Source organism: Paenibacillus sp. FSL M7-1455 (genome assembly GCF_038004655.1).
In the GTDB taxonomy this organism is placed as follows: Bacteria; Bacillota; Bacilli; order Paenibacillales; family Paenibacillaceae; genus Paenibacillus_AQ; species Paenibacillus_AQ cookii.
In genome coordinates, this window is the sequence record NZ_JBBORO010000001.1 from 5,781,501 (window position 1) to 5,804,293 (window position 22,793).

The window sequence follows — 22,793 nt, forward strand, 5'->3', positions numbered from 1 at the left end:
TTTTTGCTGTGTCTTTGTTTTAAGTTAAAAGCGGCAGCGCCAGCAGCGCCATTTCCAGGCAGACGCGCCGCTCGGGCTCCAAATAGTCTTCGCCGAGAATCTCCATCAATTTATCGAGCCGGTTGTAAAGCGTCTGCCGGTGGATATACAGCGCTTTGGCGGTGTCGTTTTTGGAACCCATGCATTTCAAATACATGTCGAGCGTCTGCAGCAGATGCAGATGATGCTCCTGATCATAGGCAATCAAGGCGCCGAGCTGGTCCTGGACGAACGATTCGAGCGCTTCCGCCGGAATCGCCTTCAGCAGCCGGTATACCCCGATCCGGTCGTAAAAAAGGGCATCCTGAACGGCAGCCCTTGATCTCGCCACCTCGAGCACCTGCTCCGCTTCCTTGAAGCTCCGGTGCATATCCGTCATCCGGTTGCGGACGAGGCCAAACCCGGCGTGCAGCCGGAATACAGGCGCCCCCGAAGCCGGATGCTGCAGCCGTTCCACGATTTTGCGGATCGTCTGCTGCAGGGAAACCGGCGTATCCTCTTTGGCGGGTTTCTCCCGCGCGCACAGCACGTAAATCCTGCGTCCCTTCTGCATGATCAGGTTGTGAAGGGCGTATTTTTTCAAAAGCGCGCGCAGCCGAACCAGCAAGTCCTGCTGATCCGATTCGACCTTGTCCCGGTCCGGCTCTTCGTCTCCCCCGCCATATTCCGTTTCGATCATCCCGCCGGCAAACCACATTTCGCTTTGCTTCGGCGGCCGCAGCCCCATGCGCATCCGCGCTTCCTCTTCGTCTTCGATCTGGTGGTTCAAAATGTCCTGGATCAGCTGGTTCTGGTCGCGGAGCATTTTTTCCTCCAGAAAAAGCATTCTAAGGAGGAGCGAAGCCAGCGATTTGGCGGTGTAATCCAGCAGCAGCGTCAGCCTCTCCTGCACCTGCCGGCGGGGCAGCACCAGCCCGACATGGGCCAGCGTCTGCCCGAGGCAAATGACGGGCTGCGTCAGCAGCAGCCTCTCCTGCGGCAGCTCGAACATGCCCGCCTCCTGGTGGGCGGATTCGTTTCCTTCCACGCGCTGCCGGTAAAAGGGGGCAATTTCGTCCGCAGCGGCCGGGGATATGCCGCGGGGTATAAATTTATTCGTATCCACGGTGGAGTAGTACACAACCTGCTGCTTGGCGTATTCATATAATACATGGAGGACGGCGCTCACGTCGGTGCTTTGAAGGGTGATCTGCTGAAGCCTGCGGGAAAAGGCCTCCAAGTCCTTCAGCATCTGGTGCTGCTGGTTGATGAGCAGGCCGTGGATATCCTGGGTAATTTCCACGAACCGGACAGGCTGCTCGAACACGATCAGGGGAAAATCGGAAACGTCTGCAAGTTCGATGATTTCGGCCGGGATGTTTTCGATGCTCGTGCCGAGCTCCACGCATAGCCCCGCCGCTTCCTGGCGGATGAGCTGCTGCATGTAGGACAGGCGCTGCTGCTCATAATGGCGGAGCCAAAGCCCGGTCGTCATGATCAGATCGTTTTTCGTGACGTATGGGGCCACGTTGGCGATTTCCAGGATGTGAACCCATCCGACCTTGCGGCCGGTTCCGCCCGCGCCTGCGATCAGCCGGGCCTTCCGAAATACGGGGCGTTCCAGAACGTCCCGGATATATAGCGTAAATTCGCCCAAAGCCGTCACGTCCCCTCTCGTTAATGGAGTCATTATAGAAGTTTGGAGATCCATTTTCAATATGGGCGACATGCCCGCCCGGCTGAACAAAATGTCCTGTCATGTGATCTATTCCCTTGACAAGACGTATGATGCTTCGCCGCAAAATCGATTGTAAACTTTTACTGTCAAGGTTTTGCGCGATTTGACGGAGCTTGCATTTATTTTTAGGAGAAGGTGATCTGTCATGAACATCGGAATACCGAAAGAGATCAAAAACAATGAAAATCGGGTGGCCGTTACCCCGGCAGGCGCCTTGGAGTTCGTCCAGCAAGGCCACAAGGTCCTCGTCGAGCGCGGCGCCGGTCTTGGAAGCGGATTCACGGACGAGGAATACCATGAGGCAGGCGCGGTCCTGTTGGCGGAGGCCAAGGATGTATGGGATCAGGCCGACATGATCATGAAGGTTAAGGAGCCGCTGTTAAGCGAATACGGTTATTTCCGCAAAGGGCTGATCCTGTTCACCTACCTGCATCTGGCTGCCGAACCCGAGCTGGCCAAAGCGCTTGTCGCCTCGGGCGTGCATGCCATCGCATATGAAACGGTCAACGTGAACGGCACGCTGCCGCTCCTGACGCCGATGAGCGAAGTGGCGGGACGGATGGCCGCGCAGATCGGCGCGCAGCTGCTCGAACGCCCGCATGGCGGCAAAGGCATTTTGCTGTCCGGCGTTCCCGGCGTCGCCCGAGGCAAGGTCACGATCATCGGCGGAGGCGTCGTCGGCATGAACGCAGCCAAAATCGCCGTAGGATTGGGCGCTGACGTGACGCTGCTCGATTTGAGCATTCCCCGTCTGCGCCAGCTGGACGATATTTTCGGCAACCAGATCCATACCCTCGTCTCCAGCCCGGCCAACATCGCCAAGGCGGTGGCGGACACCGACCTGCTGATCTGCGCCGTTCTCATTCCGGGGGCCAAAGCGCCCCGTCTCGTCACGGAAGCGATGGTCAAAACGATGAAGCCCGGTTCCGTGATCGTCGACGTCGCGGTCGACCAGGGCGGCGTGGTCGAAACGATCGACCACATCACGACGCACGACAACCCGACTTACGTCAAACACGGCGTCGTCCATTACGCCGTCGCCAACATGCCGGGCGCGGTGCCCCGTACGTCGACGCTGGCGCTTACGAATGCGACGATGCCTTTCGCGCTCAAGCTTGCAGGCACGGAGCTGCGGCAGCTGCTTGCGGCGAACCCCGCCATCCGCAGCGGCGCCAACGTCATTAACGGCCGCGTGACGCATGAAGCGGTCGCCCGCGATTTGGGATACGACTACGTCCCGGCGGAAAAAGCGTTCAGCCAGGTGACGATTTAACCTATGCCGGCAACGAAAAACAGGGTCCCTTGCGGCGGCCCTGTTTTTCCTTTTCATATGATGGCGTGCACCTAGATCAAGGTGCCCTTTTTCAGCATTTTGATAGGATGATCGTTGACGACCAAAGGCAGCATCTTCGTGCCGCTGACCATGGGCGAGCTGCAGTGTGCGCAAACCGGCTCCTGCTCAAAGGCAAAGTTATCCCGCATCCAGCCATTGCAGTCCTCGTTGGTGCAGGACCAAATCGCCGTATCCGCTTGAGGAATCTCCTCAACCACTTTTTTTCCGAAGTACATTTAATCCCATCCTCATCCTATATTTTCGTCAGCATCCCAGCTGTTTCCTTAGTATGACCCGGAAGGGCTGAATTATGTTCCATGCATAAAGAATGGATCGGCCAGCCCTCCGCCACTACAAAGGGATGGTCTGTCTTACTATATATATTTCGTATCGGGACTAATATTGCACCTTTTTCAAAATTCGAATGCTGCAAACGCTTTGGCGTCAGGTTATCATCCATGATTTGATTGAACGAACCGGCCGATGAATCCGGCGACCGTTTTTTCGTACGTTTCGGGATCCATCCGGTATGCCTCGCCGTGCCCGGCTTTCGGAACGATATAGAGCTCTTTTTCGGCGGCGCAGCTTTCGTATACCTCATGCACCATCTCCGTAGGCACGAACTTGTCGTTGGCGCCGTGGATGAAAAGGGTTGGCGTTTTCGACTTTTTCACCTGCTCCAGCGCCGAAGCCTCGCCGAAAAAGTACCCTGCCCGCAGCTTGGTCAACAGGCTGGTCGTTTCCACAATCGGAAACGCCGGCAGACGGTACATGCGCCGCAGTTGGAAGGAAAGCTCCGCTTTTGCGGAGGTGTACCCGCAATCTTCGACGACGGCCTTGACGTTCGGCGGCAAATCCTCGCCGCTGGTCATCATGACGGTGGCTCCTCCCATCGACACGCCGTGTAAAACGATTTGCGAATCCGCGCCGTTCTCGTCCAGTACCCGTCCAATCCATTTCAGATAATCCTTGCGTTCGGGCCAGCCGAAGCCGATATAACCGCCTCCGCTTTCCCCATGCCCCCGGGCATCCGGGAGCAGGACGTTGTAGCCCCATTTTTCATGGTACATTCTGGCGTAGCTGCTCATTTGCGTGGCGTTGCCGGAATATCCGTGGGCAATGATGACCGTTTTGTCCGACGGCCCGGTTGCCGGCAAATAATATGCCTTCAGGTGAATGCCGTCTTCCGAATCCATGTCCCTGCGCTCAAAGTTCTGGCTATTCCACCATTCATCGTCGGCCAGCGTCGTTTCCTTGGATTCCTCCACCTCCGGACTGGTCTTCAAGTCGGGGCTCTCGCTCAAAAACTCTTTCGAGGCGCGTGCCACCGCCACATGATAAAAATAAAAGCTCCCGGCACAAAGGACCACGACGACCAGCGCCAACAAGGAGGAAGCAAGGCCTGCTATCATTTTTTTCTTCAATTCCGTTCTCTCCTAAACGAACCCCCGTCTTATTTGGTTTAGTATATCACAAAAATTCCCATCATTTCTTTTCCATTTCATAATAGGCCTGATCCGCGTACTTCCGGTCATTGCCTTTCAGGTACGCCCGCACGATGCCCGGATTTTTAACTAAACACCAATCCCCATGCTGGTCGAATTTGCGGCATGAAGTCGTCATCAGCGCTTTTGTGACGGTACCGTATTTTTTCCCGTTCTGTTTGCCCCATTTGTTCAGGCGGCTGGCAAATTCGATATCCTCGGCCATGAGCATCTGTTCGTTAAAACCGCCCACCGCGTCAAAGTCCTTTTTGTACCCCCAGAAGAGGCCTACGGTTAACGGACCGTATTTAAAAAGGAGCGGAACGATCAGCACAAGCGCCGACATGGCGATGCCGAGCGAATTCCGTTCAAAAGCCGAGCGGACGCCGCCGCCGATATATTTGCCCGTTTGCAGCATCCGGTCGATTTCCGTCAGCATATTGTCCGTCACCCAGCTGTCGGCGTCGATCGTGACGATGATTTCCCCTCTGGCGGCCCCAATGCCGGCGTTTCGGATCTGCGACAAGTTTTTGTGCTCGACCGGCAGCGTGACAGCGCCGTAAGATTGGGCAATATCGGCCGTCCGGTCCGTGCAGCGGTTGATCATCACGATCACCTCGACCTGCCCCGGATAGGGTTTGGCGGCGGCAGCTATGGAATCGAGGCAGCGGCCGATATATTTCTCCTCGTTTCGTGCCGGAATAATGACGGAAAACTTAATGGGTTGACCGGTACCCGATGCAAACGGGCTATTCATGATTCATCGCTCCTCAAGGAATAGGTTATTTTTGAATCCCTTCGAGTAATAGCTTGGTTGCTTTGCGGTAAAACCGTTTGGCGTCTTCCTTGCCCATCATCTGGATGTGGTCGCTGAGGCCGGAAAAATAGCCTAGAATCATCATGCTCAGCTCCTGCGCGTTGCCGCCTTTCCACTCGCCGCGGTCGAGACCGGCTTGCACGAGCCGCTCGAAGCGCTGCATATACGCCATCATTGTGCCGAGAAACCGCTGCCCCGCCTCGGAATCCGCGCCGACGCGGCTTATGAATTCCTCTCCCGCCTTATTGAGCGGCTTTTCGAGCGTGTCCACAAAATAATCCGCGTACTTATACAGCTGCTCCGTGGCCGTCATTGTCCCGTCGATCGCCTGATCCCAGTTCTCCCACGACGCCGTAAACGCCTGGTCGGCGATATAAATAAACAGATCTTCTTTGCTGTCGAAATGGTGGTAGAGGCCTCCCCTGCTGCAGCCGGCGGCGCTGCAAATATCGCTCATGGAGGTTGCCGCGTAGCCTTTCACCGCAAACAGCCCCTTGGCGGCTTCCACAATATCCCGTTTCGTTTGTTCCGCTTCGTCTTTGCTTTTTTTCATGATCCCAATGCCTTTCCCGTTAATGCGACCGACTGATCGGTCTGTATAAATTGTATTCCATGTATTTCCTTTTGGCAATATGTATTTGTGAATGTTTGACGAGCGGCCGATCAAAAATCAATCGTTACGTCCAAGGAAGTGTAAGCGTTGTACTTATATAGGGTCATGGGCACAGGCAAGGAAATGCCTCCTTGTTGTCGAAGAAGTATAATAGACAAACCAGGATAGGAGCAACAAACATGATTCGCAAACTGACGCCGGAAGAGCTAAAGGCCATCCTCGCTTCGCTCGACCGCGAAAGACATCTTTTGTATTATTCGTATTTGACGTTCCGCAAGCCGCGCACGACGCATTACGGGCAATTTACAGACCAAGGCGGGCTGCTTGGCGTGTTGGCCTTTCTGGAGGGGCTTCCGTTTTATGCCTTTTTCGTATTCCCCGTGCATCCATCGTTTGATTTTTCGGCCGTTTTGGCGTTTACGAAAAAAGAACTCCGGCTGCCGGACGAGGCGATCGGCAATTTCATCGTGCACGAGGAGGACATGGCCGCTCTTAGCGGACAAATGGCGTTCGCCAAACCTCCGGAAAAACTGTTTCTCATGAAGCATATACATCATCAGATGCTGCCCGCCGCGGATCCGCGGGTCCAGCGTTTGGAGCCATCCCACTTTGATAGGATTGAGGCCTTGATGAAAAAGCTCGGCACCATGGCATTTCGGCCGACGAGCTTCAGTACCCTTTCTATGGTGTCATGGACAACGAGCGGCTTGCCGCCGCAGAAGGGTATCACATTTACGGCGCGGATTACGTGGAGCTCGGAAATATCGGGACGGATCCCGCTTTCCGGAGACAAGGCTTGGGGAAAATGGTTTGCGCAGCGCTCACCCGCGCAGGAGCGGCCGCGTCTCCGAACGTTTACCTGAATGTTTTTGAACAGAATGAAGCCGCCATCCGGCTTTATCGGTCCATTGGCTACGAAACGGTTGCCATTCAGCACATCATCCAATTTTTCATGCCTGCTGATAGCCATAAATAACCCTTGCGAAAGGAAGTGATCCCGATGTCCGATTTCAACGACGAATTCAGCTCCATGCTCATTCTGGACCGGATGAACCCCGATCCGCAGCAGGATGCGCTGTATCCGTTCGCGCTCGACGAACTGCTGTGCAAGGAGACCGGCAGAGGCGGACCGCCCTTGCTGCATATTTGGCGCCAACCCCGCTCCTTTATCATCGGGCTGCGCGACAGCCGCCTGCCGGGGGCGGCCAAAGCCTGCGCCTGGCTGGAGGCGCTCGGGTACAAAACGGCCATCCGCAATTCCGGCGGCGCGGCCGTGCCGCTTGACGCGGGCGTCGTGAACCTGTCGCTCATCCTGCCCAAGCAGGGCAAGGGCGACGAACGTTTCCGCGGCGATTTCGAGCGGATGTATGAGCTGATCCGCGAGGCGCTTGCCTCAACCGGCGTGACCGTCGACAAAGGGGAAATCGCCGGTGCGTATTGTCCCGGCGATTTCGACCTGAGCATCGGCGGCCGGAAATTTTGCGGGATTGCGCAGCGTCGCCAGGCGCATGCATTCGTCGTGCAGGCCTTTGTCATCGCCGACGGCTCGGGGCAGGAGCGGGCCCAGCTCGTGCGGGAATTTTACGACCGGGCGGGCAAAGGGGCGGACCCCGGCGATTTCCCGCAGGTGGACAGCGGCAGCACCGCTTCCCTCGCCGAACTCGCGGGGCTCGGCCCCGGGGCGGCGGCAAGCTTCGCGGAGGCGGTCAAAAGCGTCGTCCGCAGCCGCCAATCCGCCGAAGGCATCGCCGAATCGGCCGCGCGGCTGACGCTGCCGGGCACCCGGGAGGTTACCGCGATGGCGGAGCAGCTTAAGCAGCGTTATGCTCCGAAGGAACAGGTGTAACCCAAACATCGGCCCGTGAATTTATATCAGAAAAGACGCGGACATCTGCAAGATGCCAACCCGGCAACCGGGCATGTCGGCGGTTACGGAAATCCATCAAGCGAAGCTTCCCGGATGCCCTAGGGCTCCCATCGGCTTCGCTACTTTTATGCGGCGGCGATGCCCTCTCGTACCCTTGCCTCGGTCCACAGACGGAGAACGATTTCCTTCTCGCGCCGTTATCCGGAAAATTCAGGATATTGTACACTCATATCAATTCCCGCGCCCTGAGAACTCCCGAGAAGTCGCCAGGACGCATGTACCGGATAAAATTTTTAGGAAATGAGGCAAACCCCGTATGGAACTTTTCCGCAACGCTATTTTTGTCAGAATGTTTTTGGCCGCCTTCGCGTCCCAGCTCGGCTCGATGGTCGGCAGCATGGCTTTCGCCTTCTATTTGGTCGACCGGTTCAGCAATCAGCCGGCTTACGCCTCGGTTGCCGAACTGATGTATTCGCTGCCGACGCTGGTCGTTTTCCTGTTCGTCGGCGTGCTGGCCGACCGGCTGGACCGCAAACGGATCGCCGTGCAAAGCGACTGGATCCGGGCCGTTTTGTCCGTCGTCCTGCTGTTTGCCATTCATCAGGATTGGATCATCGCCGCCTTCGCCATCCTGTTCCTGCGGAGCGCGATTTCGAAATTTTTCACCCCTGCCGAGATGAGCTTGATGCAGGGCATTATGAAGCCGGAGCAATATGTGAAGGCGTCCAGCCTGAATATGTCGATCATGGGCATCTTCATGCTGTTCGGCATGAGCATGGGCTCCGCCGCTTACTATTACCTCGGCATCGAAGGAGCCATCATCATCGATACCGCAAGCTTCATCATATCGGGCATCCTGCTTGCCACATGCCATTTTCCGGCCGAAGTGCGCCAGCCGAACGGCAAAGCGAAGCTGCGCGACCTCAACCTGAAAAGCATGGCGGCCGACTTTGGCGCAGGCTTCAAATATATCGTCCGTTCCCGGCTGCTCCTTGCGATCATTCTCGGTTTCTTTTTCTTCGGCATCGTCAACGGCGTGTTTTCGATCCTCCCCCTGTTCACGATGAAATACGAGCTCAGTCCCGACCGCTATCAGGTGTATACCCCGCTGGTCATGGTTTTCCTCGGCATCGGTTACCTCGCAGGCAGCGCGTTTAGTTCCCTGTTGATTAAAAAATGCGGCAAGGTGGCCGTGCTGATCACCGGACTGTTCCTTACGATGGCGCTGACCCTTGCTGCCGGACTCTCCGGAAACATTCAAATTTACTTGGGGGTCATGGTCCTGCTCGGGATCATCCTGGCTCCCATCAACGTGGTGCTCGGCGGTTGGCTGCCGGAGCTGGTCGAGCCGCAAAGCATGGGCCGCGTCAGCGCCTGGATCGAGCCCCTGAACACGACCGGGCAGGCGATTGCGCTCGGCTTCATCTCGGTGGCGTTTCCCGCGATCGTGAACGTTACGGCGCTGTACTGGATTTTGGCCGTCAGCATGCTGATCGTCAGCGTATATTACCTGATCGCCCTTCCGGGGCTTCACCGCAAGCATCAGCGCGCCGTGAAGACGGAGATGACCGCCTAATTTACGCATTTTGTCCGAACGCCCCATTTGACTTTCCGGGAGAAATGTTTATGTTTAGATATCAGGACGCCAACGTTCGAATCCGAAATCACTCGCGATCCTGATACCGCAACAATAACGCGCCTCCCGGATGCTTCTTTCGTTCTTCTTCGGCGAATGAAGGCTGACAACGCATGCTCCGGGAAGCAGAAAAACGATAGAGGTGAACAGGCCATGCGGCTCCTGGTCATAGAAGACGATAAGCATTTGTCCGATACGATCTGCGCAACGACGCGGGATTTGTACGAGACGGAGCAGGCTTTTGACGGCGAAGAGGGCTTGTATCTGGCGGAGCAAAACATTTATGACGCCATCGTTTTGGATGTGATGATGCCGGGACTGAGCGGCTACGAAGTGCTCGGAAGCCTCCGGCAGCAGGGGATTCTGACGCCGGTGCTCATCCTGACGGCCAAAGACGGGATCGACGACAAAATCCGCGGCTTCCAACAGGGAGCCGACGACTACCTCGTCAAGCCGTTCCACCGCGAGGAGCTGCTGCTGCGCCTGGAGGCGATCCTGCGCCGCTCCGTCGGCGGGTTCAAGCAGCATACGCTGCTGTTCAAGGAGCTTAAGCTGAATTTGAAAAGCCGCGAGGTTCAGATCGGCGAAGCGCCGGTCCTGCTCAACGGCAAACAAATCGACCTGCTCGAATATTTGATCAACAACAAAAACATCATTTTGACGAAAGAGCAAATTTTCGACCGCGTCTGGGGCATGGACTCCAGCACCGCCAACACCGTCATCGAAGTGTACGTGAGCAATTTGCGCAAAAAATTCAAGCCCTTCGGTTACGACAAGTACATCAAAACGATCCGGGGCATGGGATACATGCTGACCGAGAACGGAGACGGCCATGAATAAAAACAAAGTCATCCGCAGCCAGCAGCTGCGGTTCATGGTCTATACGCTGATCGCCTTTACCCTTCTGTTCGGCATGTTCGGGGCGATCATTTTCGGCCGGATCCAATCGACGCTTTACGCCAAAACCGACTCGGACCTGACGGCATCCAAAAGATGGCTCGAGACCGGCGGAGCCGGCGCCGAACGCGGCAAAGAACCGGTTCGCGACAAATACGGCTTCCCCCCTGCCAAAGGCCGGGGATTGAACCCGCGGGTCATTCCGCTCCTGTGGAGCGACGGACATATCGCCAATGCCGAGCAGATCGGCTTCACTTACAATCATTACTTCAGCGAAATGAGCTTCGATCCCGCCACCATCGGCGTCATTTCCAACGTGACGGTGCAGGGCAAATACCATTTCCGGACCGTTTCCATTCCCTATCCCGCGGCAGAGGGGAGCTATGTGCAGCTGCTGGTCAACGTGGACCCCGAGCAAAACCTGATCGACAATTTCAAACGGATCATCATTTTATGTTCGGCCCTATTTATTTTGCTGTCGATCAGCGCGAGTTACATTTTGTCCCGGAAAATGATGAAACCGATCATCCGCTCCTGGGACAAACAGGTGGAGTTCGTGGAAAATGCCTCGCATGAGCTGCGGACGCCGCTGACGGTCATCCAGAACAAGCTGGAGCTGCTGCAGACGATGCCGGAGAAGCGGATCATCGATACGTTCGAAAATATCGCCCTCTCCCTTTCGGAAACGCGGCGGCTGTCCCGCATGACGGCCGACCTGCTGACGCTGGCGAGAGCCGATTCGACCGAAACGCAGCTGGAAAAGCAGACGATCGAGCTGGACGAATTCGTGAACAACGTATGCGGCCCCTATAAGGAAATCGCCGAGCTGTCCGAAAAAAGCATGCAGCTTAGGCTGCAGAGCCGGACCCGGCTGAAGGCGGACCCCGAGCGGCTGCACCAGCTGCTCGTCATCCTGCTGGACAATGCCCTGAAATATACCGGCGAACATGACAGCATCGCCATCAGCACGTACGCCAAAGAAAACAAAGCGTTCATCGAAGTCAGCGACACCGGCATCGGCATCAGCGAGGAAGGGCTTTCCCGCATCTTTGACCGCTTTTACCGCGAAGACCAGGCGCGGTCGCGCGAGCAGGGCGGCTCCGGGCTCGGCTTGTCCATCGCCCAGTGGATCGTCCACAGCCATCATGGGACGATCCAGGCGCTGCATAACGAGCCGAAGGGCGTCATCTTCCGGATTCGGCTGCCGAAGCAGTAGGCTTTGATATAAAAAAAACAGCTCGGTCCCTCTCACGGGCCGGGCTGATTGGTTATGCCGGATATGGTTTTCCTAAGGCACCATGTCATGACATGCGCGCCACAGGCACGATCCCTAAGAAGAGACGCCGAGGAACGTAACTACGTATCCTCTACCTTTTTCCGCCTTGCCGCACCCTTCTCGACACCAGCCTCACCAAATCTACCGTAAGCGCCGGCAGCGACACCCAGGCGGGATAAGCCAGGAAACGCGGCTCCCATTCAGGGGAAAATTTCTCTTTATATCTCCGCAAACCTTTGAATCCGTACCAATGGCCGCCGTATTGGAATACGAGAGCCGCAAGCTTTTCCTCGCGCAGCGCGCTTTTGCTCTCCCCGACGCTGGACAAGGGCGCATTGCCGAGGTTGAAAACCTTGTATCCCTGGGCCTTGCACCACTCCAACAGCCGGATAAACAGAACATCCATCGTGCCGTTCGGGGTGCCGCTGCGGTGGCGCATCAAGTCGATCGACATCGTCCGGCCCCCGTCGTATCCCGGGGCTAGCGACGCAAACGCCAAGATCATGCCCTGATCGTCCCTGAGAACCGCGATCGGGGCTTGTTCCAAGTAGGTTTTATCGAACCAGCCGAGCGAAAAGCCCTTCTCCCTCCGCCCCTTGATCCATTGATCCGAGACCGTCCGAAGTTCTTCGAACAACGGATCGGCAAAAGGCGGGTGCACCACTTCGAAAACATACCCCTCGCGATCGAAACGGTTGCGGACGCTCCGCAGGTCGGCTGCCTTTTTGCCGCTGAGGGTGAAATTCTCCAAAGGAACGAGCGCTTCTTCCCCCAATTTAATAAAACGGTAGCCGTGTTCATGGTAAACGGGCAGAAATTCGGGCGTCGCCTGGTAAAACACGACGGACATCGCGTATTCGTCGGCATACTGCTGGAATTCGGCAATGGCGTCCGGCACCAGCTTCATCGGTCCGATCGGGTCGCCCAGCACCACCAGCTTGTCCCTTGACTTGGCATAAGGAAGCAGCACCTGACCGTCCTGGGCCCAGAAAAAGCTTTTGTCTCCCGCAAACAGCATGTGGGTGAGCATATTGCCTTTGGTGCCCCTTAGGAAAAGCCGGAGCTTCTCAAGCTCCTCCGGACCCGCCCCGGTCGCGATATTCCGGTTCGGGCGCAGCAGCATCAGCATCGTCAGCAGCAGCCATGCGCCTGCCAGGCCAATGCATGCCGTCATGGCATACGGTTTCGGCCCGAACATCCAGTGGATGCGGTCGGCCGTCGGCAGATGCCTGAGCCAGCCATGGTGGACATGGCTTCCGATCCAGTAGTACGCAAAAGCGATGACCGCCGACAATGCATACCAGAGCAGGTAGCTTCGGTAGTCGACAACGGCGCCCTTGCGGTAAAACCTGGACCGGGACATCCAAAGCGCAAGGCCGACGACCAGCAGAAAAATCGCTTCCTCGAAATCAAACGCCTTCGTAAACGTAAAAATCGCGCCGGCAAGCAGCAGAACCCCTGTCCAGACATATGCGCGGCGAATCCGCAGCGAAATGCCCCGGGAAAGAATGATGAGCATAAACCCGATAACGACCGTCAGCAGATGGGAGATGCGCATGATGGGCATCGACAGCAATTCCTCCGTCAGTTTCAGGCGGTAGAGCAAGCCGGGCATCGCAGCCGAGAGCAGGAGCGCGAGGCCGCTCACGAATACCAGCTTCCCGAGCGCCCACGCGCCCAGATCGCTTAAGAACCGGAATTGCCCCGGCCAACGCCACAACCGCTGCCATATGTTCAAAGGGAACTCCGGGGTCGCGTTTTCCCCGGCCCGCTTGGCCGCGCTGCCCAGCTCAAAGGCCGACAGGATCAGGCCGATCAGCCACGGCACGATGTAATAAAACAGCCGGAACAGGACAAGCACCACCATGGACCGGCCGGAAGGGAAACCCATCTGCTCCAGCCCGAGCAGCACCATCAAGTCGAACGCCCCGATGCCTCCCGGCGCCATGCTCAGAATGCCGGCGATCGCTGCGACCGAATACATGCCGATCACGTCCCGGAAGGATACGTCGTGCAGGACGCTGCCGGCGATCATCCAAAAGGTGATGCCCGCGCAGGCCCATTCCAAAAGCGAAGCGCTGAGCGATACGCCGACCGTCGTCCACGGCGTTCTCCCTTCCCCGCGGTTAAACCACTTCGCAAACAGCGAAGACCGCTGCATCAGGACAAATAAAGGCAAATACAAAGCCATCCCCCAGACGGCAAAAACAAGCCACCCATGCTCCTGCAGGAGCCCGTCCACGTTAAAAAGCCCAAAGATGATCCCCCAGGATAGGACCGACAGCCCCGTCACGACGACCGGGGAAAGGAACACGACGGCGGAAGCCATCAGTACCGGCGATATCCCGCTTCGTTTATATAAAATCGTCCGGAGCCCGGCCCCGGTCAATCCCGCAAATCCAATGATGTTGTTAAACGTGTTGGCAATCCACGCATACCGAAACGTGCTCCAGAATCCAACCTTTAACCGAAAATGGCGGCGGATCATAAAATCGTAAAGGCTCATCACCGCAACGGAAAAAAGGGCAAACAGGAAAATTTCCGCAACGGACGAAGCCGGGAGCCGGCGCAACTCCCCAAATGTGCGTCCAATGGAAATCTGGGACAGCTCCCTTTTCCCTTCCCAGTAGACGAATCCGATCACCGCAAGCGGGATGAGCAGCCGAACGGCTTTGATCCTATATATGGATGCCAGGACGCGGAAAATTTTGTACCGCTCCAGCGTTTCCTTCATCGTCAAGCACCCTTTCACTTGAAAAGATTGGAATCGAAGTCCTCTCCTATCCTAACAATAAAGCCATTCCGACACAAACCCCTGTCCCATGCCCAAAAAGGATATTTACATTTCCATAAAAATAGATATAATTAAACCCATGGATATATTATTAACGATCAAAGCATTGTCAAACGAAACCCGATTTAACATTTTGGAATGGCTAAAGCATCCGGAGGAGCATTTTGGACCCCAGGAGCATATGCCTGCATCCTGCGATTTCAAGGGCGGCATTTGCGTCGGTTCCATTTCCGCGAAAACGGGGCTGGCCCAATCGGTCATTTCGGGTTATCTCGTCAAATTGCAGAAGGCAGGCTTGCTGGAATCCCGCCGGGCGGGACAGTGGACTTATTACAGACGCAATGAGGAGGGAATCAGCCGCTTTATCGAACAACTCAAGAAAGAGCTTTAGGCTTAAGAGCTTTCGTTTTCATGGTCTGCCATAAGCATAAAGCTCCTTCTTTTGATCATATATATCTATTTTTATAGAAATACAGAAAAATAAAATCTAGATTTTGAGAGGATCCATACATGAGCAACTCGCAGCAAAACATCCGCTCAACCGCATCCTTATTTAAGCCTTATACGTTGGGCAGCCTGACGATTCCGACGCGGGTCGTGATGGCGCCGATGACCCGCAGCTTTTCGCCAAACGGCGTGCCCGGCCCGGATGTGGCGGCCTATTACCGCCGCCGCGCCGAAAACGGCGTCGGCCTCATCATTACCGAAGGCACGCTGATCGACCATCCGGCAGCCACCGACGATCCGAACGTGCCGAACTTCCATGGCGAAGCGGCCTTGAAAGGCTGGGCGGAGGTCGTCAGACAGGTCCATGAAGCCGGCGGCAAAATCATGCCGCAAATCTGGCACATCGGCATGACGCGCCACGTTGGCGCCCGGCCGAATCCCGAGGCGCTGCCCATCGGTCCATCCGGACTCGACCTGAACGGCAACCCCGTGACCGAGCCGATGACGGTGGCGGAAATCAAGCGCGTCATCCAGGCTTATGCCGATGCGGCAGCAAACGCAAAACGGATCGGCTTTGACGGCGTGGAAATCCACGGCGCCCACGGGTACCTGATCGACCAATTCCTGTGGGAAAGAACCAATCGGCGTACCGACGAATACGGCGGCGACATGATGAAGCGCGCCCGCTTTGCCATCGAAGTCGTGGCAGCCGTCCGCGCGGCGGTAGGACCGGACTTCCCGATCGCCCTTCGCCTCTCCCAATGGAAGACGACCCATTACGACGCGAAGCTGGCGGATACGCCGGAAAAATTGGAGCAGCTGCTGACGGCATTGGCCGAAGCCGGCGTCGATATTTTCCACTGCTCCACCCGTCGCTTCTGGGAGCCGGAATTTGAAGGCTCCGACCTCAACTTCGCCGGATGGGCCAAAAAGCTGACCGGCAAAACGGTCATCACCGTCGGTTCCGTCGGCCTGGACGAAGCGTTCACGAGCCTATTCACCGAAGGCAAAGGCGCAGGCCAAAAGGACATCGACGAGCTGCTGAACCGCTTGGAAAAACAGGAATTCGACCTGGTGGCCGTCGGACGGGCGCTGCTGGCCGATCCCGAATGGGCTGCCAAAGTCCGCGAAGGCCGTTTCGGCGACCTGAAGCCGTTTTCGCCGGAAGCCCTGAAAACCCTGGTGTAAGGCAGCCCGCTCCCCCTCTGTGGCGATCGCCTTTACACCTTCCATATAGATTAAAGAACCGGAAAGAGCTTGCGCTCCTTCCGGTTCTTCTGCTTTATGGCCATCAATTTTGCCGCGTTTCATGAAGCTTCTTCTTACATCGGCTTGCCATCGGCATCCGAGCCGCTGACATGGACCGCTTTCAGCTGGTGTCCGCGTTTCTGCCCGAGCCGCTCCGGCATCGTGATCAGCGCCGGAACGAGCATCGGCAGCAGAATAAAGCAGAGCACGACCAGCCCCACGATGACCGCGGTAGCCAGCTCAATGAGCAGCACCAGGCCGGATGGAATAAGGGTCGCAAACGTTCCGCCCAAAATCACCATCGCCGAAATGATGACGCCGCCGACGCTTTTCGCCGCTTTGACGATCGCTTCGCCAGGGTTCATGTCGCCATGCTCCCGGTACCGTTCCATCAGGAAGATGCTGTAGTCGACCCCTACCGCCACGATGACGATAAAGGAGAAAAACGGCACGAACGAGGACACCCCGTCGGCTTTGATGATATACGTCGTCACCAGATTGGAGGCGCTCATCGCGACATAATAGGAAGCGATCAGCGACAGCACGATAAATACCGACGGCCAGAAGGAACGGATAACGAACAACAATACGATAAACACGCTCACGATGACGATCACGGCCGTGCTGTTGAAGGAATTCAACTGTTCCTTGTTCATGTCGTACGTGGTTGAGCTTGGTCCTGCCGCCCCGTAACTTGCGTTGTCCAGGACGGTTCCTTTCAGGCTGCCGGCGACCGTGTCGTTGATCTTTTCGATCGTGGCCAGCGCCGCCGGGGAATACGGGTCATCGTCCAAAATGACGAGCAGCTTCGTGATTTTCCGGTCTTTGGACATAAAGCTGTCCTCGGCCTTTTTGAAGTCCTCGCTTTCCAGCGCTTCACGCGGGATAAAGAACGTCTTCGAACCGCTGAGCTGCGTCAGGAAATCGCCGGTTTTGCCCAATCCCTCGGAAATGTCCCCGAGTCCGCTGCCGCTCTTGTCGATGCCTTCCTTCAACTGCGACATGCCGCCGGTAAGACCGGAAAGCCCGTCGATCAGCTGTTTCTGGCCGCTTTGCACTTCTCCGAGCGCCAGATTCAGCTTTTTCATGTTCGCCTCGATCTCCCGGGAACCGCTGCTGCCCTGCTCCAGGCCTTTTTGCAGCTCCGCCGCGCCCTTTTGCAAAGCCGCAAGTCCGGCGGACATCTGCTTCTGGGCCGCCTGGATTTGGCCGAGGCCTCCCGCGGCCTCGCCAAGGGAACCGTTCAGCTTCGCAAAATTGGATTCCAGCTGCTGCAAGCCCCCGTTCAGCTGGGCCAAAGAGGACGCCAGCGTTGCGCCGGTCGCTTTCAGTTTCGCGTAATCCGGATCTTCCGCCAGCTCGCCGTGTTTGGCGCCCAGTCCTTCAATCAAAGCGTTCATGCCCGCCAAACCTTGCTCGATTTGCGGAATTTGTCCGCCGAGCTGCTTATAACCTGCCTCCAGCGCCGCGTAACCCTTCGAGATTTCCGACAGGCCCGCGCTGATTTTGCCCGTGTTTGCGCTGACGGCATCCAGGCCGCCTTTTAATCCGGCGATTCCTTTCTTCAGCTCGCCCGCGCCGCCGGCGCCTTTGCCGATGCCCGCGGCAACCTGGCCCAGGGCGTCCGTGATTTGGTCATAACCGTCTTTGACCTGCCCCGTGCCGTCTACCAGCTGGTTGGCGCTCGACGTATCCGGCGCAGCCAGTTTGCCCGCGATCTGATCCAGGCCGCTTTTGATTTGATCCACGCCTTTTTTGGAGGCCGAAATGCCGTCCGTGACCGTTTCCGACTGGCTGCTGATATAAAATTCGTCGATCGGCTTCGACTGCGGCTGCGTCACGCTGGCCACCGTTTTTACCCCGTCGATCGCTTTCAGCTTGTCGGTCAGCTTGTCGATGACGCCCAATGCTTCATTGTTGTCCATCGCCTTGTCGTCTTCGATGACGACGCTTGTCGGCAGCGCCTGCCCCCGGCTGAAATGCTCGGCTACAAGGCTGAAGCCTTTGGTGGACGGATAGCCGTCTCCCAGTTCCTTAAGCTGGTCGAAGGAAAGTTTTTGCGCGCTCGTCAGCAGCGCCGGAATCATCAAAATGACGATGATCACCGTCACGACCACCGGATACTTGACCGAGACGGACGTAAGCTTCGCCCAAAATTTGCTTTCTTTATGCCCCGCATTCTTTTTCGAAGGCCAAAAGAGCTTCGGACCAAACACCTTCAGCATAAACGGCGTCAGCGTCAGGATTTGCAGCACGAGCACGATGGTGCCGATCGCAACCACATTGGCGGACTTGTAAATGCCGAAGCTTGAGAAGCTCAATCCCGCAAAGGCGATAAAAACGGTGGCGATGCTGTAAATAATCGTTTTGCCTGCCGTTTTGTACGATGCGACGATCGCCTCGTCCACGGTCCGCCCATGCGACAACTCCTCTTTGAAACGGTTGAACAGCAAAATGTTGTAGTCCGTGCCGATCCCGAACAGGATAAGCACGAGCAGCATTTGCGTCACGCTGGTGACGGGGAAGTCCAGCTTGTCGATGATCTGCGCCGCGATCCCCATCGAAACCAAATATGTGATGCCGACCGTCAGCAGGGACACGAACGGCGTGAGAATCGAACGGAACATGACGATCAGCACGACCAGAATAAAGATGACGGTAAGCGCCGCGCTTTTTTCCACCCCTGCGGTCGTCGCTTTGATATAGTCGTTTTGGATAAAATCCTCGCCGCTGAAGTAGTACTGCACGTTCACATCCTTCAGCGCGTCTTTGAACTGTTTGTCGATTTCGTCGATGTTGCGCCCCATTTTATCCAGGCTGAAGCTCACCATCAGCGTCGTGTTGTCCCCGGAGACAAGGGACGACTTCGCATCCGGCGTCGTAAACGGATCGATCAATTGGCTGAAGCCGAGTTCGGATTGATGTTCGATCATGTTGCGGATCCCCGCCTCGATCTCCTTCATGTCCTGATCCGTCAGTTTGTTTTCCCTATGAAATACGATGATATCGCTGGTGCCGGTAGTGCCCGTCATTTTGTTGAGCAGCTTGCCCGCAACCTTCGACGGGCTGTCTTCCGTAAGCGGGTCCTGCCCCCGCTCATGCAAAATGGCGTTCACGTCCGGCTGAAACACGGTCAGCAGCACGGTAGCCACAAGCCAAAGCGCCAGAATCGCCCAGCGCCATTTGATGATTTGCCGCATCCTTTTGTTTTTCCTCCTCGGCTGAATTGTTAGTAAACAGGTGTTCATTTTTGAAACAAAAAAATAGGGTTTCCTATGCATCTTACAAAAATAAGAAAAAAATTATTCATCCGCAAAGAAATCCGGGCCCCGATTTAGTCGGGAAGCCCGCACATCATGCCTGCATGATACAGACGAATAAACTCGTTGACGAGCCGCTTGACCGTCTCCCCATCCTCATGCTCCCGCAAAATCAGGCAGACGCCTTCGACGATGGTTCCCGCCAGCATCCGCGCGCTTTGGCGCTGCTCGGCCGTCAGCTTCGCCGCGTGTTCGCGGCCGGAAGCAAACGCATCCTCCAAAATCGTGGCGACAAGCCGCACCATATCCGCTTTGACGCCGCTGTACTTCGATCCCGTGCTGCGGTTCATCAGGATGGTCAATTCCGCGCTGTACGCATCAAACAGCCCGACGACCGTATCCTCGATCATGCCGAAATACTTCATTTCGCCGTTGCCGTCGATATAGGAGCGGTCGAGCTCGTTTTTCAGACTCAGAAGATAGTCCAGCAGTTTCTCGTATACCGGTTTGACGAGCGCTTCGAACAGTTCCTCTTTGTTTTTGAAGTAGCGGTAAATGTTGCCCGTCGTGATGCCCGCCGCCGCCGAAATCCGGCGCATGGAGGCATCCGCGTAATCATGGGATTTGAATTCGGCCAAGGCAGCCCGCAATATGTTTTGACGAACGTCTTCCTTTAGCGTTTGCATAAATAAACACCTGTTTACTATTATTTTGATGAAATTATTATATAGCGCCGGCATGCCGGTTGGCAAATCGCGGTCCACATGGACATACGAAGGAGGGTTAAGCCCGGCAGCTACCGGGTTCAACCCTCTGTCCGGGAAGGGATGTTGCTTGAGGATGCGCGTGGGGAAATGTCGGGGAATTCGTTGGGAGGATGTAAGGACTTGCTTTCTCTTATCAGATTACCAAGAACAAGTTTGAAAAAAAACTAACCAAAGTTAGATTTTTCCACCAAAATTCGTTTTTCCGGGTCATAATTATGGATGGGTATGGCATGAAAAACGTCGTTTTCTGTTGATTTTTGATCCTTACCCGTTGTTGTAGCCGTCCCAATCGAAATCATCGACCTTCACGAACATTCCCGTTGCCGGATCCCGTTCATAGGCGCATTGCGGCGCGTCATCGATGAACTCGAGGATCGAATCGTCCATATTCAGCACGACGCCGATGGAAACGACCTGCAAATGGTCGGCATGTTCCCAATAGTCTTCTTCTTCATACCCGCTCGATGCGGTCCATCCGGTGTCGCCGTCCCGATTGGGAAAGTCCCTCAGCAAAAAGTTGAATTCTTTCCTCGCAAGCACGTCGCGGCTTACCACGATCCTGTTGTCAAAATAGTAATTCCACCGCTGCTCCTCGGGGTCTTTATATTCGGTGTCGCACACATGCTCGCCGCGAAAATGAACGGTTTCGCCCCGGACCGGCTGCTCCATGCTTACCGGCTCGTTCACCAGCGTGCCTGCAAAACGGTCCCCGTCCCTTTCCGTAATTTCGACCCACATCCGTTCGCAAACGTAGTCCTCTTCCGCGCCGGACATAAAAAGAAGTCTGACCCGATCGCCTTCCCCGAGCTTTTCGATGACGGAAGGCGACGGGACGTAAAACGTATACGGCGCTTTTTTATGGCGTTCCAGCGCGCTGTCGAGATACCAAGCCATCTTTTAGAGTCCCCGCCTTTTCGCAGTATTTTGAACGCAATATTTTAATCACTATAAAACCTGTACCCCGAGGATTCAATAGCCGATAAAAAAGCCCCGCCAAAACGGGGCATTGCCTTTGCAGCCGATAAACTTTCTTCAAATATGTTCGACATCGATGTGATGTCTTCGTTTCAGATACTGGTGAATCCGCTTGAAGTCTTCCGGCGTCAGCTCCTTCAGCCGTTTCCGGTCTGCTTCGTACCCGAGGATGATTCCGATCGTCTGGGCCGCCAGCGCGTTGTTGGCCATGATCCGCGACGAACCGTATGCTTTGATGTCGGCCCCGATGTTTTTTCCGACGACGAGCACGTTGTCGTATTCCTTCAGCTCGAAAGAGCGGAGCGGAATCCCGTAGGCATCCGGCACGCCGAAGCCGATTCCGTGCGGGATGTGAACCGTTCCCTGCAGGTCGACCGGATAAGCGCCGATGCTGACGTTATCCCAAAACATCCTGCCGCCCATCACGTCCTCGTATTTGAGCACGTAGTCCGTTTCGAACCGGTTGAAATCGCGGATATACAGGTAGCTTGGAAATCCGTTTAATTCGGCCTGTTCAAACCCGGGGAGACGGGAACGCAAATATTCCAGGATACGCGGCGCCTCCGCCTCTCCCTTTCGCATCGCCTCTTTGACGGAGGCATCGCTGGACGGATCGACGTTATACATGATTAAGGCGTTAATGATGACCTTCCCGTCCCCCTGGTTCGCCATGTTGAGGCCACGCAGCCGGACGAGCTTTTCGGCGGGAACGTATTGGGCCATGACGTTGCTGAACCCTACCGCGAAGTTCCAGTCTACGTAGGTATTGGGGCCAAAAACCTTCCGGACGTTGGACAGCGGGTAATGCTTCAGCACCTCTTTGCTGAGTTTTTTCCAATCGACATTTTTAAAGTTCAGCATATAAGTAGCGCCCATATAGTCGGGCTTATGGCTTTTTTCGATCGTCTCCATGCCCGGAATCCGCCGTTTATGCTTAAGCCGGCCCGTCAGGGCATTAAAATCGGTGTTTTCCACCCAATAGCCGGCCTCCACCGTATAAGTCTTCCGATCCCGGTCCTTATAGGTGAGCGATTTCATCCGATGGCCTTTGCCTGCGGCATCTTCCTCCACGCCGCTGATGGTAATGCCGCTTTTAAGCGTTATATCTTGAATCAGCTTATCGTAATAAGCCTGGAATTCGTGCAAGTCGCGGATTTTGCCCTTGTTGTACCCGTCAAACAGTGCCTTGAGCTCGCCTTGTACCAGGCTTTTGCGCTCCTTGTTCATAGGCTCGTCGAGAAAGAGCATTTGACCCTGGATCAACTCTCCTCCGGGTTTCTCCCGGGGATCGAGGATCAGGACGCTCCGTCCGAGATTTTGGGCTTCCTTGGCGAGGAGTACCCCTTGAATTTCGCTCCCGATGACGACGATGTCATAACGGCTGCAGCCTTCCCCGCAGGATTCCGGCTGGCTGATCCGCGTCAATCCGCGCGGAAGAAAAAAAGTCATGATGAGCAGGGATACCATGCCCAGGAGCATAAGCTTCCACGTTTTTTTTGACCGACGCACAGGCAATAATCAGCTCGCTTCTTGATAAGATGAAAATGAATTTTTTAACACCGTAAAGCTCAAGACTAACGTTTCCTATTTATTACTTTTTTTCAAATCGCCTCCGTTCCCAAT

At 55.8% G+C, this 22,793-nt stretch carries 18 protein-coding genes; 8 read left to right on the plus strand and 10 right to left on the minus strand.

Annotated features, from left to right (window positions below; all coding sequences use genetic code 11):
- Positions 1 to 19 precede the first annotated feature (19 nt).
- A complete protein-coding gene (locus NYE48_RS26425; protein WP_445324087.1) occupies positions 20 to 1,684 on the minus strand; it encodes a PucR family transcriptional regulator in 1,665 nt (554 codons plus the stop codon).
- 217 nt (positions 1,685 to 1,901) lie between these two features.
- On the opposite strand from NYE48_RS26425, the gene ald reads away from it, so the two are divergent.
- On the plus strand, positions 1,902 to 3,029 hold the full coding sequence (gene ald, locus NYE48_RS26430) for an alanine dehydrogenase (protein WP_341000442.1): 1,128 nt from the start codon (positions 1,902 to 1,904) through the stop codon (positions 3,027 to 3,029).
- Between the two features lie 71 nt (positions 3,030 to 3,100).
- On the opposite strand, the gene NYE48_RS26435 is transcribed toward ald, so the two are convergent.
- From NYE48_RS26435 to NYE48_RS26450, 4 genes are all read right to left on the minus strand, one after another.
- The gene (locus NYE48_RS26435) at positions 3,101 to 3,325 is read right to left on the minus strand and encodes a cold-shock protein (protein ID WP_212951165.1); all 225 of its coding nucleotides are present in this window, start codon (positions 3,323 to 3,325) and stop codon (positions 3,101 to 3,103) included.
- 216 nt (positions 3,326 to 3,541) lie between these two features.
- Positions 3,542 to 4,513 carry an alpha/beta hydrolase gene (locus NYE48_RS26440; RefSeq protein WP_246537043.1) on the minus strand — a complete coding sequence of 324 codons (972 nt, stop codon included), beginning with the start codon at positions 4,511 to 4,513 and terminating at the stop codon, positions 3,542 to 3,544.
- Positions 4,514 to 4,574: 61 nt separating this feature from the next.
- Positions 4,575 to 5,330: a glycosyltransferase gene (locus tag NYE48_RS26445; RefSeq protein WP_036706199.1), complete on the minus strand. Its 756-nt coding sequence runs from the start codon at positions 5,328 to 5,330 to the stop codon at positions 4,575 to 4,577.
- 25 nt (positions 5,331 to 5,355) lie between these two features.
- The gene (locus NYE48_RS26450) at positions 5,356 to 5,943 is read right to left on the minus strand and encodes a TetR/AcrR family transcriptional regulator (protein ID WP_212951168.1); all 588 of its coding nucleotides are present in this window, start codon (positions 5,941 to 5,943) and stop codon (positions 5,356 to 5,358) included.
- 751 nt (positions 5,944 to 6,694) lie between these two features.
- On the opposite strand from NYE48_RS26450, the gene NYE48_RS26455 reads away from it, so the two are divergent.
- The 5 genes from NYE48_RS26455 to NYE48_RS26475 all read left to right on the plus strand — a co-directional run bounded on the left by NYE48_RS26455 (position 6,695) and on the right by NYE48_RS26475 (position 11,619).
- Positions 6,695 to 6,979, plus strand: coding sequence for a GNAT family N-acetyltransferase (locus NYE48_RS26455; RefSeq protein WP_341000443.1), 285 nt, complete (start codon positions 6,695 to 6,697; stop codon positions 6,977 to 6,979).
- A gap of 24 nt (positions 6,980 to 7,003) precedes the next feature.
- Positions 7,004 to 7,849 (plus strand): lipoate--protein ligase family protein, encoded by an 846-nt coding sequence (locus NYE48_RS26460; protein ID WP_341000444.1) that lies wholly within the window; start codon positions 7,004 to 7,006, stop codon positions 7,847 to 7,849.
- A 337-nt stretch (positions 7,850 to 8,186) separates the two neighbouring features.
- Entirely contained in the window at positions 8,187 to 9,446 is a 1,260-nt protein-coding gene (locus NYE48_RS26465) for an MFS transporter (protein WP_212951173.1), read from the plus strand.
- Positions 9,447 to 9,659: 213 nt separating this feature from the next.
- Positions 9,660 to 10,346 carry a response regulator transcription factor gene (locus NYE48_RS26470; protein WP_341000445.1) on the plus strand — a complete coding sequence of 229 codons (687 nt, stop codon included), beginning with the start codon at positions 9,660 to 9,662 and terminating at the stop codon, positions 10,344 to 10,346.
- Positions 10,339 to 11,619, plus strand: a complete 1,281-nt coding sequence (locus NYE48_RS26475) for a sensor histidine kinase (RefSeq protein ID WP_341000446.1) — start codon at positions 10,339 to 10,341, stop codon at positions 11,617 to 11,619. The genes NYE48_RS26470 and NYE48_RS26475 overlap by 8 nt, the downstream gene beginning before the upstream one ends.
- A 151-nt stretch (positions 11,620 to 11,770) precedes the next feature.
- Here NYE48_RS26475 and mprF read toward each other — a convergent pair whose 3' ends face one another.
- Positions 11,771 to 14,413 carry a bifunctional lysylphosphatidylglycerol flippase/synthetase MprF gene (mprF, locus tag NYE48_RS26480; RefSeq protein ID WP_341000447.1) on the minus strand — a complete coding sequence of 881 codons (2,643 nt, stop codon included), beginning with the start codon at positions 14,411 to 14,413 and terminating at the stop codon, positions 11,771 to 11,773.
- Between the two features lie 139 nt (positions 14,414 to 14,552).
- Between mprF and NYE48_RS26485 the strand changes: the two genes are divergently transcribed.
- Both NYE48_RS26485 and NYE48_RS26490 read left to right on the plus strand, forming a co-directional pair.
- A complete protein-coding gene (locus NYE48_RS26485; protein WP_036706189.1) occupies positions 14,553 to 14,864 on the plus strand; it encodes an ArsR/SmtB family transcription factor in 312 nt (103 codons plus the stop codon).
- 119 nt (positions 14,865 to 14,983) lie between these two features.
- The gene (locus NYE48_RS26490) at positions 14,984 to 16,108 is read left to right on the plus strand and encodes an NADH:flavin oxidoreductase (protein ID WP_341000448.1); all 1,125 of its coding nucleotides are present in this window, start codon (positions 14,984 to 14,986) and stop codon (positions 16,106 to 16,108) included.
- Positions 16,109 to 16,242: 134 nt separating this feature from the next.
- On the opposite strand, the gene NYE48_RS26495 is transcribed toward NYE48_RS26490, so the two are convergent.
- The 4 genes from NYE48_RS26495 to NYE48_RS26510 all read right to left on the minus strand — a co-directional run bounded on the left by NYE48_RS26495 (position 16,243) and on the right by NYE48_RS26510 (position 22,679).
- Positions 16,243 to 19,368 (minus strand): MMPL family transporter, encoded by a 3,126-nt coding sequence (locus NYE48_RS26495; protein WP_341000449.1) that lies wholly within the window; start codon positions 19,366 to 19,368, stop codon positions 16,243 to 16,245.
- Positions 19,369 to 19,502: 134 nt separating this feature from the next.
- The gene (locus NYE48_RS26500; RefSeq protein ID WP_341000450.1) at positions 19,503 to 20,114 is read right to left on the minus strand and encodes a helix-turn-helix domain-containing protein; all 612 of its coding nucleotides are present in this window, start codon (positions 20,112 to 20,114) and stop codon (positions 19,503 to 19,505) included.
- A 345-nt stretch (positions 20,115 to 20,459) separates the two neighbouring features.
- On the minus strand, positions 20,460 to 21,089 hold the full coding sequence (locus NYE48_RS26505) for an immunity protein Imm33 domain-containing protein (protein ID WP_341000451.1): 630 nt from the start codon (positions 21,087 to 21,089) through the stop codon (positions 20,460 to 20,462).
- 138 nt (positions 21,090 to 21,227) lie between these two features.
- Positions 21,228 to 22,679 (minus strand): FAD-dependent oxidoreductase, encoded by a 1,452-nt coding sequence (locus NYE48_RS26510; protein WP_341000452.1) that lies wholly within the window; start codon positions 22,677 to 22,679, stop codon positions 21,228 to 21,230.
- Between the last annotated feature and the right edge of the window lie 114 nt (positions 22,680 to 22,793).

Coding starts and splice junctions, on each gene's coding strand:
- NYE48_RS26450 (WP_212951168.1), bottom strand. CDS start 5,943: ATGAAAAAAAGCAAAGACGAAGCGGAACAAACGAAACGGGATATTGTG.
- ald (WP_341000442.1), top strand. CDS start 1,902: ATGAACATCGGAATACCGAAAGAGATCAAAAACAATGAAAATCGGGTG.
- mprF (WP_341000447.1), bottom strand. CDS start 14,413: ATGAAGGAAACGCTGGAGCGGTACAAAATTTTCCGCGTCCTGGCATCC.
- NYE48_RS26505 (WP_341000451.1), bottom strand. CDS start 21,089: ATGGCTTGGTATCTCGACAGCGCGCTGGAACGCCATAAAAAAGCGCCG.
- NYE48_RS26435 (WP_212951165.1), bottom strand. CDS start 3,325: ATGTACTTCGGAAAAAAAGTGGTTGAGGAGATTCCTCAAGCGGATACG.
- NYE48_RS26495 (WP_341000449.1), bottom strand. CDS start 19,368: ATGCGGCAAATCATCAAATGGCGCTGGGCGATTCTGGCGCTTTGGCTT.
- NYE48_RS26465 (WP_212951173.1), top strand. CDS start 8,187: ATGGAACTTTTCCGCAACGCTATTTTTGTCAGAATGTTTTTGGCCGCC.
- NYE48_RS26500 (WP_341000450.1), bottom strand. CDS start 20,114: ATGCAAACGCTAAAGGAAGACGTTCGTCAAAACATATTGCGGGCTGCC.
- NYE48_RS26470 (WP_341000445.1), top strand. CDS start 9,660: ATGCGGCTCCTGGTCATAGAAGACGATAAGCATTTGTCCGATACGATC.
- NYE48_RS26445 (WP_036706199.1), bottom strand. CDS start 5,330: ATGAATAGCCCGTTTGCATCGGGTACCGGTCAACCCATTAAGTTTTCC.
- NYE48_RS26455 (WP_341000443.1), top strand. CDS start 6,695: ATGGACAACGAGCGGCTTGCCGCCGCAGAAGGGTATCACATTTACGGC.
- NYE48_RS26490 (WP_341000448.1), top strand. CDS start 14,984: ATGAGCAACTCGCAGCAAAACATCCGCTCAACCGCATCCTTATTTAAG.
- NYE48_RS26460 (WP_341000444.1), top strand. CDS start 7,004: ATGTCCGATTTCAACGACGAATTCAGCTCCATGCTCATTCTGGACCGG.
- NYE48_RS26485 (WP_036706189.1), top strand. CDS start 14,553: ATGGATATATTATTAACGATCAAAGCATTGTCAAACGAAACCCGATTT.
- NYE48_RS26475 (WP_341000446.1), top strand. CDS start 10,339: ATGAATAAAAACAAAGTCATCCGCAGCCAGCAGCTGCGGTTCATGGTC.